General features: G+C 72.8%; 13 protein-coding genes and 2 pseudogenes. 6 read left to right on the plus strand and 9 right to left on the minus strand.

What is annotated here, in order from left to right; translation table 11 throughout:
• Nucleotides 1-21: 21 nt before the first annotated feature.
• From OG488_RS12905 to OG488_RS12940, 8 genes and pseudogenes are all read right to left on the minus strand, one after another.
• Nucleotides 22-468: pseudogene (locus tag OG488_RS12905) on the minus strand (nuclear transport factor 2 family protein); the annotation flags it as partial.
• A gap of 54 nt (nucleotides 469-522) precedes the next feature.
• Nucleotides 523-903, minus strand: a pseudogene (locus OG488_RS12910) (VOC family protein); the annotation flags it as partial.
• Between the two features lie 155 nt (nucleotides 904-1058).
• Nucleotides 1059-2207, minus strand: coding sequence for an allantoicase (gene alc / locus OG488_RS12915; protein WP_329228888.1), 1149 nt, complete (start codon nucleotides 2205-2207; stop codon nucleotides 1059-1061).
• A 100-nt stretch (nucleotides 2208-2307) separates the two neighbouring features.
• Nucleotides 2308-3015, minus strand: coding sequence for a TetR/AcrR family transcriptional regulator (locus OG488_RS12920; protein WP_329228890.1), 708 nt, complete (start codon nucleotides 3013-3015; stop codon nucleotides 2308-2310).
• A gap of 111 nt (nucleotides 3016-3126) precedes the next feature.
• The gene (locus OG488_RS12925) at nucleotides 3127-4059 is read right to left on the minus strand and encodes a LysR substrate-binding domain-containing protein (RefSeq protein WP_329228892.1); all 933 of its coding nucleotides are present in this window, start codon (nucleotides 4057-4059) and stop codon (nucleotides 3127-3129) included.
• Nucleotides 4060-4141: 82 nt separating this feature from the next.
• The gene (locus OG488_RS12930; RefSeq protein WP_443074214.1) at nucleotides 4142-4372 is read right to left on the minus strand and encodes a hypothetical protein; all 231 of its coding nucleotides are present in this window, start codon (nucleotides 4370-4372) and stop codon (nucleotides 4142-4144) included.
• Nucleotides 4373-4392: 20 nt separating this feature from the next.
• Nucleotides 4393-6540 (minus strand): 4-alpha-glucanotransferase, encoded by a 2148-nt coding sequence (gene malQ / locus OG488_RS12935; protein ID WP_329228894.1) that lies wholly within the window; start codon nucleotides 6538-6540, stop codon nucleotides 4393-4395.
• Nucleotides 6541-6873 carry a hypothetical protein gene (locus OG488_RS12940; protein WP_329228896.1) on the minus strand — a complete coding sequence of 111 codons (333 nt, stop codon included), beginning with the start codon at nucleotides 6871-6873 and terminating at the stop codon, nucleotides 6541-6543.
• A 306-nt stretch (nucleotides 6874-7179) separates the two neighbouring features.
• Between OG488_RS12940 and OG488_RS12945 the strand changes: the two genes are divergently transcribed.
• A complete protein-coding gene (locus OG488_RS12945; protein ID WP_329228897.1) occupies nucleotides 7180-10209 on the plus strand; it encodes a beta-N-acetylglucosaminidase domain-containing protein in 3030 nt (1009 codons plus the stop codon).
• 28 nt (nucleotides 10210-10237) lie between these two features.
• On the opposite strand, the gene OG488_RS12950 is transcribed toward OG488_RS12945, so the two are convergent.
• Complete coding sequence (locus OG488_RS12950) at nucleotides 10238-10774, minus strand: HNH endonuclease (protein ID WP_104785722.1); 537 nt, start codon at nucleotides 10772-10774, stop codon at nucleotides 10238-10240.
• A gap of 317 nt (nucleotides 10775-11091) precedes the next feature.
• On the opposite strand from OG488_RS12950, the gene OG488_RS12955 reads away from it, so the two are divergent.
• The 5 genes from OG488_RS12955 to OG488_RS12975 all read left to right on the plus strand — a co-directional run bounded on the left by OG488_RS12955 (nucleotide 11092) and on the right by OG488_RS12975 (nucleotide 16852).
• On the plus strand, nucleotides 11092-12156 hold the full coding sequence (locus OG488_RS12955) for a mechanosensitive ion channel family protein (RefSeq protein WP_329228899.1): 1065 nt from the start codon (nucleotides 11092-11094) through the stop codon (nucleotides 12154-12156).
• A 180-nt stretch (nucleotides 12157-12336) separates the two neighbouring features.
• Nucleotides 12337-13497, plus strand: coding sequence for an ROK family transcriptional regulator (locus OG488_RS12960; protein ID WP_329228901.1), 1161 nt, complete (start codon nucleotides 12337-12339; stop codon nucleotides 13495-13497).
• A 100-nt stretch (nucleotides 13498-13597) separates the two neighbouring features.
• Nucleotides 13598-14938 carry an ABC transporter substrate-binding protein gene (locus OG488_RS12965; RefSeq protein WP_329228903.1) on the plus strand — a complete coding sequence of 447 codons (1341 nt, stop codon included), beginning with the start codon at nucleotides 13598-13600 and terminating at the stop codon, nucleotides 14936-14938.
• 11 nt (nucleotides 14939-14949) lie between these two features.
• Entirely contained in the window at nucleotides 14950-15948 is a 999-nt protein-coding gene (locus tag OG488_RS12970) for a carbohydrate ABC transporter permease (RefSeq protein WP_329228904.1), read from the plus strand.
• A gap of 1 nt (nucleotide 15949) precedes the next feature.
• Entirely contained in the window at nucleotides 15950-16852 is a 903-nt protein-coding gene (locus tag OG488_RS12975; RefSeq protein WP_329228906.1) for a carbohydrate ABC transporter permease, read from the plus strand.

Here is a 16852-nt window from a genome sequence, read left to right on the forward strand (position 1 = left end):
GATGACGAGAGGGCGTCCCCGTCAGGGGGCGCCCTCTTCCGTGCCGGCGTCCGGCTCTCCGCCGAACACACCGGGGTTGCCCTCGCTCCACACGCTGGTCACGACACGGCGCGCCAGACGCCAGCCGTCCGGTGTGCGGCGCAGCCGGTCCTCGTAACGGCCCGCTCCGAGGAACGTCTCACCTCCGGGCAGCCCTGTCCGGACGTGCTGGGCGTGGAAGTAGCAGGTGTGCTCCGCCTCGTCACCGCTGACGGTGACGACATGGTTGCCGAGCAGGTGCTGCGTGGCGTCCAGGGGCCGTACGCCCGCACTGATCTGCCGTACGACGGCCTCCGGCCCGGAGACGGCGATGCCCGACCCGCTGTACTCCCAGGACGCGTCCTCGGTGAACAGACCGCGGAGCGCCTCCCAGTCCCTGGTGTCCAGCGCGGTGGCGTACGCGGTGACGGTGTCGACGACGGCGGCGCGGTCCGCGAGGTCCCGGACCTCCCGGGCGAGCGGCTCCCCGGCAGCCCGCTCCCCCGCGTCCTGCGGATACCAGCGGAGCTCGACGGTGTTGCCGTCCGGATCCTCCACGTAGAGGGACTGCGCCCGGCCCCGGGCGCCGAACCGTTCCCCCGGGCCGTCCAGCACGGTGAAGGTGCCCGAGTCGATGACCTGCTGCCAGTCCAGCGGCTCGACGACCAGGCAGATGTGGTCCACGTTCGACTCGCCCCGGGGGCCGTCGAGCAGATCGATGACGGTGGTCGGGCTGACCCGTACCGACGGGAACGAGACCGTGCCCGAGCGCCACTCGTCCACCCGGACCGGCTCCAGGCCCAGCGGCCCGCAGTAGAACTCCAGCGCCCGCTCGACGTCGCTCACGTTGAGCACCAGATGATCGAAGTCCTTGACGCGCAGCATGGCCGCCCTCCCGTGTCCGCACCGCCGGTTCCCGCTCGTTGCCCACATCCTCCCCCGGCGCGCCCCCACGGCGCCGCCGGAATGAGAACCGCCCGGCGGACGGGCGTCTAACGCGCAGCCGTCCACCGGGCGGGAGTCGGGGTGGTCCCGGGGCGTCAGCCCCTGGACCGCTCGTACCGGCGGGCCAGTTCGGCCGCGCCCGCCTCCGTCAGCGAGCCGTGGAGCCGCATCCGGGCGACGCCGCCGTCGGGGAAGGCGTCGAGGCGGACGTGGGTGACCACGGCCTCGGTGTCCAGGACGAAGCGGTGCACCGTGTCGGGCTGGAGCCGGGTGCGCGGGACGATCTCGGACCACTCGCCCGTCGTGCCGTCGCGGCCCTGGAGGCTGATCCAGCCGGCCGCGTTGCCCTTCAGGTAGGCCGTGTCGATCTCGACGGCGCGCACCGCGCCCTGGGCGGGGAGCCGGAAGCGTACCCAGTCGTTCGTGTCGCGGACCCGGCGGCGGCGGTTCTCCCAGCCGTCGTCCATCTTGCGGGAGGTGCCGGGCAGGATGATCTGGGCCGGCGAGGAGTAGAAGCGGTCCGAGGCGTCCTCGTAGGTGCCGCCGTTCATGATCGAGATCAGGTCGATCGTGCCCAGCGCCGCGAGCCACGCCGGGTCCGGGACGACCTCGCCGTGGACGCGGAGTCGGGCGATGCCGCCGTCGGGGTGCTGGCAGAGGCGCAGGTGGGTGTAGCGGCGGTCGCCGGTGATCTCGAAGGCGTTGGCGGCGTGGCCGCGTACCGGCGTCGGCGGGACGAGCTCCTCCCACTTCACGTCGTCGGCGAGGAGCTGCTCGGGGCTCGGGGAGCCCTCGACCGCCACCGCCTGGACGGAGACGCGCTGCGGGTAGTTGCCCCGGAAGTGGGCGGTGTCGACGATGATGCCCCGGATGATCCCGGGGGCGCCGAGGCGGACGATCGCCCAGTCGTGGTCCCCGGGGGCGGGGAAGGGGTGGTCCGCGTCGGCGCCGCGGCGGCGGCGGGTCTCCCAGCCGTCCATGATCTTGCCCTTGTGGCCGAAGCGCTCGGGGTCGAAGACCGCGGGTTCGCGGATCAGGAGGTTCTCGCGCTCGGCGAAGAACTCGTCGTTGGCGGCGATCACGCCCGCGCCGAGGCGGCGGTCCGCGAGGTCGACGAGGTCGGTGAAGGAGAGGCCGGTGGCCGCCCGGTAGTCGGCGTAAGGGTCGCCCCCGCCGTAAGGGGCCGCGTCGTTCGCGTGGGGGTCGGTGTCGTGGAATGCGGTCTCGTTCGCGTCGGTGGTCATGTCATGACTGTCACCCACCGGGACCTGTCAGGTCCATCGAAACTTTTCGTACGGTTCTTTCAGTTTTGTCGAAAGGTCGCACCCCCGGGGGGCGAGACCGCTACGTGGCCGGCGGACGGGCCGTGACGCCGGAGAGGATGAAGTCGATCCCCGCCAGGAACTGCTCCCGGTCGTCGTGCCCGCGCATCTGGTCCGCGGCGGCCCTGGTGAACGGGTACTCGTCGGGGTCGAGCTCCTCCCACGCGGCCGACACGGAGTCGAGGAACTCGGCGCGGTCCGCACCGGGCCCGAGGGCGCGGGCGCCCTCGACGTTCGCCGCGTTCTGTGCGGCGGCACCGAGGACGTAGTGCATCAGCGCCGAGGTCGCCGTGGTCCAGTCGGACTCGGGTACGCCCATCGCGCGGACCTGCCGTCCGATGCTCTCGAAGATCCGCGGCGTCACCGGCCCCCAGGGGTTGCGGGAGAGCTGGGTGGCCAGCTGCGTGGCGAGCCACGGGTGTTGCTCGATCGCGTCGAACAGACCGAGCGCGACGGCGCGGACGCCCTCCTGCGGCGAGTCCGGGGACCCGCCGGGCGTGACCGCCACAGCGTCGGCGACGACGGCGTCGGTCGCCGCGCCGAGCAGCTCACCCTTGTTCGCCACGTGCCAGTAGATCGCGCCGGGGCCGGTGGCGAGGCGCTCGGTCAGCACCCGGAACGTCAGCCCGCCCTCACCGGCCGTGTCGAGCAGCTCGACGGCGGCCGCGACGATGCGCTCCCGGGAGAGTGCCTCGGCGCGCCGCCGGGTCCGTGGTGTCCGCGTTGCCATGGGGACAGTCTGGCACATCTGGAACGCCGCTCCATCGACCCGGCGTCCGGCCCCGGAGGGCACGGGGCCCTGTGCCGGCCGGGCGCCTCACGGGCCCTCGCCACCGGCTGCTCACCGGTCCCCGGCCCGGCGCTCCTCGGCCCCCGCCACCGACTGGAGCGCCGTCAGCACCCGCGCCACCGCCGGCCCCTGCTCCGCGCCCTGCCGCACGGCCGCCACGACATGGCGGCGCGGGCGGTCCGACTCCAGGACCCGCATGGCCACGCCGTCACCCGACCGGTCCGCGGCGGACGCCATCCGGGGGACGAGGGCGACCCCCATCCCGGCCTCCACCATGGCCAGGATCGCGGTCCAGCCCGAGGCGCTGTGGGCCTGTTCGGGCACGAACCCCGCCGCTTCGCACGCGGCCCTCGTGATCTCCGACCAGGGGCCCGACCCCCCGAAGATCCAGGGTTCGGCGGCGAGATCGGCCAGCCGGAGGCCCGGCGCGCGGGCAAGGCGGTGGTCCACGGGCAGCGCGACGTCCAGCGGATCGGCCAGCAGCGGCAGCAGGGTGAAGCGGGGGTCCCGGGCCGTGGGCGCGTGCGCCGCCAGGGAGAGGGCGAGGTCCACCTCCCCCGCAGACAGGAGCTCGTACGCCTGGGCGGCCTCCGCCTCCCGTACGCGCACCTCGGGGCCCGGACGGTCCCCGGCCCGCAGGAGCCGTACGGCCGGTACGACGAGGGCGGGCACGGCCGTCGAGAAGGCGCCGACCCGCACCTGTCCCGCCTCACCCCGCAGATAGCCGGTCAGCTCGGCGTCGGCGCGCTCCAGCTGGGCGAAGACCGTCTCGGCGTGGCGCAGGACGAGATGCGCGGCGTCGGTGAGCCGGACCCGGCGGCCCTGCGCCTCCAGGAGCGGTACGCCGAGCTGCCCGGCCAGGTTGGTGAGCTGCTGCGAGACGGCCGACGGGGTCATGAGAAGGGCCTGGGCCGTGGCGGTGACCGTGCCACGGTCGCGCAGGGTGCGCAGGATGCGGAGCTTCTTGACGTCCCACTCGGTCATGGCCGAAACCTACCGGGCGCCCGGACACGCCGGAGCGCCGCGCGGTACGTCGTACCGGCGGCGCACTCGGGAGAACAGCTGTCTAGGCCTGCTTCTTGGACTTGTCGAGGACCATGACGAGTCCCGCGATGACCAGGAACAGGACGATCGGTGCCGCGACGAAGAGGCCGAGGGTCTCCATCACGTTGAGGCCCGGACCCGGGTCGTCGCCGTCGTCGCGGGTGAGCGCGAGCGCCGGGGACGACATGAGCAGCATCATCAGCGTCGTACCGGCCGCGACGGCGCCGGCGCGCATAGCGTTCTTCTTGTCCACGGTGCAAACGTAGCGAACGCCTACGAGGGGCGCGCGCCCGGGGGTGCCGTACGGGACTCCCGGCCGTCCGGCACGACGGCCATCAGCCGGTGCAGCCGGGGCGAGGCGGTGATCTCCTCCAGCGTGACGGGGTGGCCCTCCTCGTCGGCGATGGGCAGGCGCCAGTTGGGGTACTGGTCCCAGGTCCCGGGGAGGTTCTGCGGACGGCGGTCGCCGACGGTGTCCGGGAGCCAGATCCCGGTCATCCGGGCCGGGGTGGCCAGCAGGAAGCGGTGGACCGCGCGGACGGCCGCCTCCTCGTCGCCGTCCCCCTCGGGCAGCAGACGGAGCCGGGCCAGGTAGGCCAGCCACTCCGCGGTGTCGGCGGCGTCCTCGGCCAGCTCCTGCTCCAGGCCGCGGCCGAGCAGCCCGAGCCGGTGGCGGAGCGTCACATGCTCACCCGTCAGCCGGGCCGCGGTGGACGGGAGGTCGTGGGTGGTCGCCGTGGCCACACAGCCCTCGCGCCACTTCTCGGGGGCGAGGGGGCGCCCGGTGCCGCCCCAGTCGCGCTCGAACCAGAGCACCGAGGTGCCGAGCACCCCGCGCCGGGCCAGCGCCTCGCGCACGCCGGGCTCGACGGTCCCGAGGTCCTCCCCTATGACGACGGCTCCCGCACGGTGCGCCTCCAGGACGAGGACCGCGAGCATCGCCTCGGCGTCCTGGGCGACGTACGCGCCATCGGTGGGCGGGCGCCCCTCGGGCACCCACCAGAGCCGGAAGAGACCCATGACGTGGTCGATGCGCAGCGCTCCGGCGTGGGCGAGGAGACCGCGCAGCAGCCGGCGGAAGGGGGCGTAGCCGGAGGCGGCGAGGGCGTCGGGGCGCCAGGGGGGCAGCCCCCAGTCCTGGCCGTGGGCGTTGAAGGCGTCGGGGGGCGCGCCGACGGACATGCCGTGCGCGAAGGCGTCCTGCTGGGCCCAGGTGTCCGCGCCGTCGGGATGGACGCCGACGGCGAGGTCGTGGACGATGCCGACGGCCATGCCGGACTCACGCGCGGCACTCTGCGCGGTGGCGAGCTGGGTGTCCGTCAGCCAGGCGAGCCGGCAGTGGAAGTCGACCCGGTCCAGCAGGTCGGTGCGGGCGCGGGCGCTCTGCGGGGAGCGGGGGTCGCGCAGCCCCTCGGGCCAGGTGCGCCACCCGGGGCCGTAGACCTCGGCCAGGGCGCACCACAGGGCGTGGTCCTCCAGCGCCTGCCCCTGCGCGGCGAGGAAGTCGCAGTACGCGGCGCGGCGCCCGGGGGTCAGGGGGACCTGGTGGATGAGCTCCAGGGCCTGTCTCTTGAGCTCCCACACGGCGTCCCGGTCGATCAGCGCGCCCTTGTTCAGCACGGCCTCGCGCAGCGCCGCGGCTTCCTGGCGCAGGTCGTCCAGGGCGGCCCTGCCGGGCTCGGGGACATGGCCGTACTCCGGGATCGACTCGATGTGCAGGTGCACGGGGTCGGGGAAGCGGCGCGAGGAGGGGCGGTACGGGGAGGGGTCGGTCGGCGCGCCCGGTACGGCGGCGTGCAGCGGGTTCACCTGGACGAATCCGCTGCCCAGGGTCCGCCCCGCCCAGGCGGCGAGGTCGGCCAGGTCCGCGAGGTCGCCCATGCCCCAGGAGCGGGTGGAGAGCAGGGAGTAGAGCTGGACGAGGAATCCGTGAGTGCGCGCGGGCGGCTGGGGTACGCGGTCCGGGGCGACGACGAGCGTGGTGGTCGCGTACCGGCGATCGGCGGTCCGGACCGTCAGCCGGTGGACACCCAGGGGTGGTTCGGTCCACCAGGAGGGCGTGACCGGCGTGTCCTCCGTCGGGGCCGGTGCGGGGAGCACGCGCATGCGCAGGGGCGCGGCGGGGCCGCAGGCGTCCGGATCGGGGTCGACCGTCAGGACCGCGCCGGGCGGGAGTGCGGCGAGCGCGGCCGGCAGCGGCTCTCCCGACCAGGCCACCACCGTCGGCGGGAGCAGTCGGGAGGCCGCCGCCGATTCGGCTGCGGTGAGCGATCTCCGCACCTCCGCGGGCGTGGCGGCGTCGACGCCCAGCGCGGCGAGCACGGCCGTGACCGTGTCGTCGGGGACGGACACCGTGACGTCCGCGGACGGGGAGAAGGAGGTGGCGACGCCGTGCAGTGCGGCGAGCCGGGACAAGCCCATTCAGACTCCTGGGGACTCCATGCCCCCTGCGGTGCCGGGTGCTGTCGGCTCGCTGGTCAGAGGGGCGACGGCGGCGAGCGGTGGCTCGCTCGTGAGGGGTGTGGCGTCGGCGAGCGGGGGCTCACTGGTGAGCGGGGGCTCGCTGATGAGAGGAGCGCTGTCGGCGAACGCGGGTTCACCGACCAGGTGGGAGACGTCGGCGAGCGGGAGCTCGCTGATCATCGGAGGGGCGGTGAGGGCCGGGGACTTCGCGCCTGCCGGCGTGCCGGACCCGGTGAGGCTCGGTACCTGTTTGGAGAGGGCGGAGAGCAGAAGCTGCGCGGAAGCGGGCATGTGGGCCTCCTGGCCGTGGACAACAGGACACAGCAGGCCTACCCAGCAGGCGCGCGTGCAGGCGTGGACGTGACATACGCGTTATGACAACGAGCCCAACGTGCCGTGGGTCACATCAGGTTCCCCCACATGCCAGGTATGAACGGTTTTAGGCCACCCAGGGATACTTCCCCGAACGCCCACGCGCCACGCCAGGCAATACACCGGGCATATCAGTCAAAACAGCCATGCGCATTGACACCCCCGCGCCCGGGTGGTGGGCTCGGACGTCACTGCCGGGGCGAGGTCAGAGTGAGGGAGTACGGCGTGCAGCTCGGGCGCAGGAGGCATGCGACAGCCGTCGCCGTCGCCGTGATCGGCGGGCTGCTCGGCCCGTTCGGGCCGGCCGCCGTCGCGGCCCCCGTCAATCCCTCCGGCCCCGCCGCGACCAGTCCGGACCACGCGGACGACACGGCCGACGCGCGGCTGCCCGCCGTCTGGCCGCGTCCGCAGTCCGTCGAGGCGTCCGGACGGTCCGTTCCCCTGGGTTCCGAGGTCACCCTCCTGGCCGACGCGCAGGCCGACCCGTACGCGGTGGACGCGCTCAGGGAGCTCCTGCGTGACACCGGGGTCCGGACGGTGCACGGCTCCCTGCCCGGCAAGGGCCCCGTGATCCGTCTCGGCGGCGCGGACGCGGGCCGGGCGCTGCGGGCCCTGCGCGCCCCCGAACGCGCCGACCTGCCGTCCGGGGGTTACCGCCTCGCCGTGGGCCGGGCCGACGACCGGCCCACCGTCGCCCTGGACGGTGTCGGTGAGGACGGCCTGTTCCACGCCGTGCAGACCCTGCGCCAGCTCGTACGGAACGGCACCGTGGCCGGGGCGGTGGTCCGGGACTGGCCGGGTACCGCCGTGCGCGGCACGACCGAGGGGTTCTACGGGGAGCCGTGGAGCCAGGAGGAGCGGCTGGCCCAGCTCGCCTTCATGGGACGCACGAAGCAGAACCGCTACCTCTACGCGGCCGGCGACGACCCGTACCGGCAGACCCGCTGGCGTGAGCCGTACCCCGCCCAGGAACGGGCCGGCTTCCGCGCGCTGGCCGCGAAGGCGCGCGCCGAGCACGTGACGCTGGGCTGGGCCGTCTCCCCCGGGCAGGCCATGTGCATGAGCTCGGACACGGACGTCCGGGCGCTGACCCGGAAGATCGACGCGATGTGGGCGCTCGGGGTACGGGCCTTCCAGCTGCAGTTCCAGAACGTCAGCTACAGCGAGTGGCACTGCGACCAGGACGCCGAGACGTACGGCAGCGGGCCCGAGGCGGCGGCCAGGGCGCAGGCCCGGGTCGCGAGCGCCGTCGCCCGGCACCTCGCGGACCGGCACCCGGACGCGGAGCCGCTGTCGGTGATGCCGACCGAGTTCTACCAGGACGGCGCCACCGACTACCGCACGGCGCTCGCCGCGGCGCTGGACCACCGGGTGCAGGTGGCCTGGACCGGTGTGGGGGTCGTGCCGAAGACGATCACCGGCCGGGAGCTGGCGGGCGCGCGGGCTGCCTTCCGCCACCCCCTCGTCACCATGGACAACTACCCGGTCAACGACTACGCGCAGGACCGGATCTTCCTCGGCCCCTACACGGGCCGCGACCCGGCGGTGGCCGGTGGTTCGGCGGCGCTGCTGGCCAACGCCATGGAGCAGCCGTCGGCGTCCCGGATCCCGCTGTTCACGGCCGCGGACTTCGCCTGGAACCCGAAGCAGTACCGGCCTCAGGAGTCCTGGCAGGCCGCCCTGGACGATCTGGCGGACGGGGACACCGCCGCCCGGGAGGCCCTGGGCGCGCTGGCGGGCAACAGCGCCACCTCCGTGCTGGGCGGCGACGAGTCGGCGTACCTGAGGCCGCTGCTGAAGGCGTTCTGGACGTCGCGTACGGCCCCGGACCCGGCGGGAGGGGACAGGGCGGCGCGCGAGCTGCGGGCGGCCTTCGGAGTGATGCGGCAGGCGCCCGAGCGGCTGGGGACGCCCGCGAGCGGCCGGCTCCGGGACGAGGTGCGGCCGTGGACCGGGCAGCTGGCCAGGTACGGCCGGGCGGGTGAGCTCGCCGTCGATCTGCTGGAGGCCCAGGAACGCGGCGACGGGGCCGCCGCCTGGCGGGCCCAGCTGGCGCTCGAACCGCTGCGCGAGGAGATCGGGGCGCACCCGGCCACCGTCGGCAAGGGCGTCCTGGACCCCTTCCTGGACCGGGTCCTGGACGAGGCCGACGCCTGGAACGGCACCGACCGCGACGCGGGCACGGCGAGCCGGGACGCGCACGGCTACACCCTCCGTCTCGACCGGGCCCGCCCGCTGGAGGCCGTGACCACGCTGGCCCGGCCGGGTGACGGCTCGGCGGGCGCGGTCCTGGAGGCCCACGTGCCGGGTGAGGGCTGGCGCGGACTCGGCCCCCTGTCGGCCGCCGGCTGGACGCAGACGGCGGCGCGCGGGCTTCGGGCGGACGCCCTCCGGGTCACCGTCCCCTCCTCCCGCCCGGCCTTCGTCGGGCCTCCGGCCCCGGGCGTCACCGGGACGGCTCCCCCGTCCTCGGACGCCCCCCGGGTGCGGGCGCTGGTCCCGTGGTTCGGCGACGAGCCGGCGGCCCGGCTCGCGCTCGTACGCGACCGGACGGACGCCGTGATCGGCGGCGGTGCGCAGCGGGTCGAGGCGCGGCTGGCCGGCGGGCGCCCGGGCGAGGTGAAGGGCGAGCTGAAGGCGAAGGCACCGAAGGGCATCGAGGTGAAGGTGCCGAAGCAGTCGACCGTGACACGCGGCTCGCGCACCCACGTCCCCGTGGACATCACCGTGCCGGCCGACACCCCGGCCGGTGAGTACGAGGTGCCGCTGAGCTTCGGGGGCCAGGAGAGCACGCTGACCGTGCGGGCCTATCCGCGCACGGCGGGCCCCGATCTGATGCGTACGGCCGAGGCGTCCTCCTCCGGCGACGAGACCCCGGACTTCCCGGCGTCGGCGGCCTCGGACGGTGACCCGGAGACCCGCTGGTCCTCACCCGTCGAGGACAACGCCTGGTGGCAGGCCGAGCTCCCCGCACCGGTGCGGCTGGGCCAGGTCGTCCTGCGCTGGCAGGACGCCTACGCCTCCCGCTACCGCGTGCAGGTCTCCCCGGACGGCCGCACCTGGCGTACGGCGGCGACCGTGCGGGAGGGCGCGGGCGGACGCGAGTCGGTCCGGATGGACGCGAAGGACACCCGCTTCATCAGGGTCCAGGGCGACGGGCGGGCCACCGAGTACGGCTACTCGCTGTGGTCGGTCGAGGCCTACGCCGTCGCCGGCGAGGCCCCGAAGGCCCCTGAGGACCCGGACGCCCCCTGAGGGCCCCGGTACGTCGAAGGCCCGGTCCTCAGGCGGAAACGCCGTCGATCCGGGCCATCACGTCGTCCGCGCCGAACGGCTGCAGATAGGGCAGCCAGCGTGGGTCCCGGTGTCCGGTGCCGATGATCCGCCAGGCCAGGCCGCTGGGCGGCGCCGGCTGATGCCGCAGCCGCCAGCCCAGCTCGGGCAGATGGCGGTCCGCCTTGACGTGGTTGCAGCGGCGGCAGGCGGCCACCACGTTGTCCCAGGCGTGCTGCCCGCCGCGGCTGCGCGGGATGACGTGGTCGACGCTGGTCGCGGCGGCGCCGCAGTACATGCAGCGGCCGCCGTCCCGCGCGAAGAGCGCGCGGCGGGTGAGGGGGACGGGCCCCCGGTAGGGGACGCGCACGAACCGCTTGAGGCGGACGACGCTCGGCGCGGGCACGGCACGGGTGGCGCTGTGCATGAAGGCGCCGGACTCCTCGAGGCAGATGGCCTTGTTCTCGAGGACGAGGACGAGCGCGCGGCGGAGAGGTACGACGCCGAGCGGCTCGTACGAAGCGTTGAGAACCAGGACGTGCGGCACGTGGATGCCTCCTTGTACGCCGGCGACGCGTGGCTCGCGCCGGGACGATCCGCTCTCAGTCTCTCCTTATGCCTGGTCCGAGCGCCACCACGTGCGGGTAACGGGCCCGAGGGATTTTTCTCACCCGTCCGCCGCACGCCGGACCCGGGCACACCGGAACCGGTGCCCCGGCAGGGCGGCCGTCCCCGCCGTGGGGCCGGCCGCACCCCGCGCGTCCCGGGGTGAGACGTGTATCTCCCTCCTCCGCGGCAACGAACCACTCCCCCGGCTTCGTTACTGTGGTTGGTCTGCTCCCGCCCCACCTGGAGGTCCCCGCCGTGTCCCTGTCCGCCCTCCTGGCCGCAGCTCCGTCACCCGGGGCCGGCGGCTCGCTGGACGAAGCCGCCGAACGGGCGGGGAACGCCGCAGGCTGGGTCGAGGAGAACTGGTCCACCTGGCTGAACACCGGTCTCCGCATCATCCTCATCGCGGCCATCGCGATCGTGCTGCGCTACCTGATCCGGCGCGCCCTCACCAACCTCATCGACCGGATGAACCGCAGTGCCCAGGCGGTGGAGGGCACGGCCCTCGGCGGCCTGCTGGTCAACGCGGAACGCCGCCGCCAGCGCTCCGAGGCCATCGGCTCCGTGCTCCGCTCGGTCACGTCGTTCCTGATCCTCGGCACGGCGGCCCTGATGATCCTGGGGGCCTTCCAGATCAACCTGGCCCCCCTGCTGGCCTCCGCGGGGGTCGCCGGTGTGGCGCTGGGCTTCGGCGCGCGCAACCTCGTCACCGACTTCCTCTCCGGCGTCTTCATGATCCTGGAGGACCAGTACGGCGTCGGCGACACGGTCGACGCGGGCGTCGCCTCCGGTGAGGTCATCGAGGTCGGCCTGCGGGTCACCAAGCTGCGCGGCGACAACGGCGAGATCTGGTACGTCCGCAACGGCGAGGTGAAGCGGATCGGCAACCTCAGCCAGGGCTGGTCCACGGCCGGTGTCGACGTCACGGTCCGCCCCGTCGAGGACCTGGACCTGGTCCGCAAGGCGATCGCCGAGGCGGGCGACACCATGACCAAGGAGGAGCCCTGGTCGGAGCGGCTGTGGGGCCCGGTGGAGATCCTCGGCCTGGACGCGGTGCTGCTCGACTCGATGACCGTACGGGTCACGGCGAAGACCATGCCGGGCAAGTCGCTGGGAGTCGAGCGGGAGCTGCGCTGGCGGATCAAGCAGGCGCTGGACGCGGCCGGCATCCGGATGGTCGGCGCCCTCCCCCTCCAGGCGGGCGGCGAGTCCACGGCCGACCCGACGGCGGCCATGGCGGCGCCTTCGGCGTACGCGTCGACGACGTCCCCCCAGTCCCTGGCGGCGACCCCGATACCCCCGCCGAACCTGACCAAGTAGGACCCACGGGAAGGGGCGCTCCGCGAGACCGCGGGGCGCCCCTTCCGCGTGCCCGCGCCCATGGTCAGGTAACGCTTCGGCACTCGTGTCACCTGACCCCATTGACGATCCGGTGACACGGGTCCTACGTTCCTCCCAACGAATAGGAAAGTTTCCTAACAGAGGGAAGGCGCGTCGCTCATGGCCGGAACCACACCGGGTACCCCACGTGTCCTGCGCGCCATGAACGACCGGGCCGCGCTCGATCTCCTGGTCGCCCAGGGCCCCCTCACCCGCACCCGCATCGGCGAGCTCACCGGGCTCTCCAAGCCCACCGCCTCCCAGCTGCTCGCCCGACTGGAGGACGCCGGCCTGGTCCGTTCGACCGGCAGCCAGAGCGGGCGTCCGGGCCCCCGGGCGGTGCTCTACGAGATCGACCCGGCCGCCGGACACGTCGCGGCGCTCGCCGTCGGTCACACCGGCATCGACGCCGTCGTCGCCGACATCACCGGCACCGTCATCGGCTCCTGCCGCGTGGAGGCCGAAGCCGTCGCGGAGGACGTACGCCACCGCACCGCCCAGCTCGTCGCCGAGGCCGTGGACGGCGCCCTGCGCGGGACCGGCCTCGGCCACGACGACCTCGACGGTGTGGTGATCGGGACCCCGGGGGCGATCGACCCGCACACCGGCCAGCTGCGCTACGCACCCCATCTGCCCGGCTGGCACTCGCGCACCCTCGTCGCCGACCTCGCCGAGGTCGTCGGCAGGCCGGTCGTCATCGAGAACGACGTGAACCTCGCCGCCATGGCCGAGCAGTACGAGGGCGCCGCGCAGGACCACGACCACTTCGTCCTCGCCTGGCTCGACGAGGGTGTGGGCGCGGCCATCGTGCTGGGAGGCTCCCTCCTGCGCGGCGCCACCGGCGGCGCGGGGGAGATCGGCTACATGCCGCTGCCGGGCGCCCCGCTCGCCCGCGGCGGCGAAAGGGACTGGGCGGGTCCGGACGCGGGGGGCGGCTTCCAGAGCCTCGTCTCCCGCCCCGCGATACGTGCCCTGGCCGGCGGGAGGCCGCTGGCGGAGGCGCTCGCCGACGAAGCCGTCCGCGCCGAGGTCGCCCGCCGGCTGGCCACGGGGCTCGCCGCCGTGGTCGCCGTGGTCGATCCCGAACTGGTCGTCCTCTCCGGACGCGTGGCCCAGGCGGGCGGCGAGGCGCTCCGCACGCTGGTCGAGGCCGAACTGACCGGCCTGGCACTGCCCAGGCCCCTGCTGCGCATCAGCGACATCGCGGGGAACCCGATCCTGACCGGCGCACTGCGCACCGCTCTCGCCCAGGCCCGCGACACCGTTTTCGACACCGTCTGAACCACCCGTCACCCCGCGGCGGCGCCCCCGGTCCGGTGGCCCGTACGGCACCTCCATGCCTGCCGCTCCCTCCCTCCCCCTCCCGCTAAGGAAGTCCGACATGGCGCGATGGCACATCCGTACCCGGGTGCCCGTGGCGCTCGGCGCGGCCGCACTGCTGCTGGCCGGCTGCGCGAACCCGAGCACCGGCAGCAACACCGACGACCCCACGAAACCGGTCACGCTGAAGTTCTGGCACGGCTGGTCGGCGCCGAGCGAGGCCAAGGCGATCAAGGAGAACATCGCCCGCTTCGAGAAACTCCACCCCAACATCGACGTCGTCTCCACGGGCAACGTGAGCGACGAGACCATCAACCAGGCGCTGCGGGCCGGCGGTGACGACGCACCCGACGTCGTCACGTCCTTCACGACCAACAACGTCGGGCAGTACTGCTCCTCCGGCATGTGGGTGGACCTCGACCCCTTCCTGAAGAAGAGCGGGATCGACAAGACGAAGGTCTTCCCGAAGACCCTGCTGGACTACACCCGGTACGAGGGCGTCCAGTGCGCGACGCCGCTGCTCGCCGACGCGTTCGGCATGTACTACAACAAGGACGCCTTCGAGGAGGCCGGGATCAGCCGGCCCCCGCACACCATGTCCGAGATGAAGGCCGACGCGGTCAAGCTGACGCGGAAGAAGAAGGACGGCTCGCTCGAACGCGCCGGCTTCATGCCGAACTTCCAGCTCTACCAGAACGCCCCCGACCGGATGTTCGCGCAGTGGGGGCCGCGGTACTTCGACGACGAGGGCAAGGCGAAGCTCGCCGACGAGCCGAAGACCGAGCAGTTCTTCTCCGCCATGCGGGGTCTCTCCGACGCCCAGGGCGGCTACCACGCCATGGAGCGGCTGCGCGCCACGTTCGGCGACGAGATGTCGTCCCAGAACGGCTTCCTGACCGGCAAGCTCGCCATGCATCTGGACGGCGAGTGGCGCGGGCTGATGCTCGACGAGGCCAAGGCGGACTTCGACTGGGGCGTGGCCCCGCTGCCGGTCCCCGACGACCAGGCCGACACCTACGGGCGGGGGTACCTCACCGGCACCGTCGCGGGCATCGCGCACAGCAGCGTGCACCAGAACGCCGCCTGGGAGCTGGTGAAGTACCTGACGATCGACACCGAGGCGGTCGTCCACTTCGCCAACGCCATCCACAACGTGCCCTCCACGTTCGACGCGCTGAAGTCGCCCGACCTGGACGCCGATCCGGCGTTCCGCGCCTTCCTCTCGATCGCCCGGAACCCGCACAGCCAGGCCGTTCCCCCCTCGAACAACGGCGGGCAGTACATCAACTCGTTCGGGGACTTCTCGCAGTCCGTCGAGGCCGGCAGGACGAAGAACCTGCACAAGGCCCTGCAGGACCTCGACGACCAGATCGACGCCGACAACGTCCAGTCGGAGAACTGAGGAGCCGGGTCATGGCACTTTCCCTTCCCACCTCGGCGAAGTCCGCCGGCCGGGGGACCGATCCGGCCCCCCGCACCACCCCGCTGCGACGCAAGAGGAACCGCGAGCGACTGCGCACCCTGGGGTTCCTCTCGCCCTGGCTGGTCGGCTTCTCGGTCTTCTTCGGCTATCCGCTGATCGCGACCGTCTACTTCTCGTTCATGCACTACAACCAGATCAAGGCGCCCACCTTCGTGGGGCTGCGGAACTGGAGGTACGTGTTCGAGCAGATGCCGCTGTTCGGCCCGGCCCTGTGGAACACCCTCTGGCTGGTCGTCGTCATGGTCGCGCTGCGCGTGGTGTTCGGCCTCGGCATCGGGCTGCTCATCACGAAGATCAAGACCGGCGTGGGGCTGTTCCGTACGGCCTTCTACATCCCGTACCTGGCCCCGCCGGTCGCGGCCACCGTGGCCTTCGTCTTCCTCCTCAACCCGTCCACGGGACCGGTCAACGAGATGCTCTCGTGGGTCGGCCTGCACGGCCCGAGCTGGTTCAACGACCCGAACTGGTCGAAGCCCTCACTGGTCCTGCTCTCCCTGTGGGGCATCGGCGACCTGATGGTCATCTTCATGGCCTCGCTCCTGGACGTGCCGAAGGAGCAGTACGAGGCCGCCGATCTCGACGGTGCCGGTGCCTGGACGAAGTTCCGTTTCGTCACCTGGCCCGCCATCACCCCGATCGTGCTGTTCGCCGTCGTCACCGGCGTCGTGCAGACGATGCAGTACTACACGCAGGCCCTCGTCGCGGGGAAGCTCGCCTCGGGCGTCTCCATCGGCCCCGGCACGGTGATCCAGCCCGGATACCCGGACCACTCCACCCTGACGGTGCCGCAGCTCGTCTACTCGATGGGCTTCCAGAACTTCAACACCGGTGCCGCGTGCGTGCTCTCCCTCGTGCTCTTCGCGATCGCCATGGGCGTCACCCTTCTGCTGATGCGCAAGAGCGTCGGCCTCATTCCGGCGGAGGACTGAGATGACCAGCACCACCCTGACCAGGCCGGAAGCTCCCGTGACGACCCGGCCGCGCGGCGCGGACGCGGCCTCGCACCGGCGCAGGCGCGTCCTGAACTGGATCGCCGTCCACTCCGTGGCCGTGGCACTCGCCCTCTTCTTCGTCCTGCCGTTCGTCTTCGTCCTCCTCACCTCGGTGATGAGCGACAGCCAGGCGATGAGCGGCGACCTGTGGCCGGACTCCTGGCACTGGTCGAACTACTCGACCGTCTTCCACACCCCGGGGTTCCTCGACTGGTGGCGCAACTCGCTGATGTACGCCCTGCTCGGCACGGTGTTCACGGTGTGCTCGTCGGTGCCGGTCGCCTACGCCCTGGCCAAGTTCCGCTTCCGCGGCCGGCGCACCGCGATGATCCTCGTCATCTCCACGATGATGCTGCCGCCGCAGGTCATCGTCATCCCGATGTACCTGGTCTGGTCGCAGCAGCTCCACCTCTCGGGCTCGCTGTGGCCGCTGATCATCCCGATGGCGTTCGGCGACGCCTACTCGATCTTCCTGCTGCGGCAGTTCCTGCTCACCATCCCGCAGGAGTACATCGAGTCGGCGAAGGTCGACGGGTGCGGTGAGCTCCGGACGCTCCTGCGGATCGTCGTGCCGATGGCCAAGCCGGGCATCGCCGCCGTCGCGCTCTTCCAGTTCTTCTACTGCTGGAACGACTACTTCGGACCCCAGATCTACGCGGCGCAGAATCCGGGCGCCTGGACGCTGAGTTACGGCCTGGAGTCCTTCAAGAGCGCCCACGCGGTCAACTGGAACCTGACGATGGCGGCGACCCTGCTGGTCATGGCGCCGGTCATCATCGTGTTCTTCTTCGCACAAAAGGCCTTCGTAGAAGGCGTCACACTGACTGGAGTGAAGGGCTGA

This window comes from Streptomyces sp. NBC_01460, from assembly GCF_036227405.1.
GTDB lineage: Bacteria > Actinomycetota > Actinomycetes > Streptomycetales > Streptomycetaceae > Streptomyces.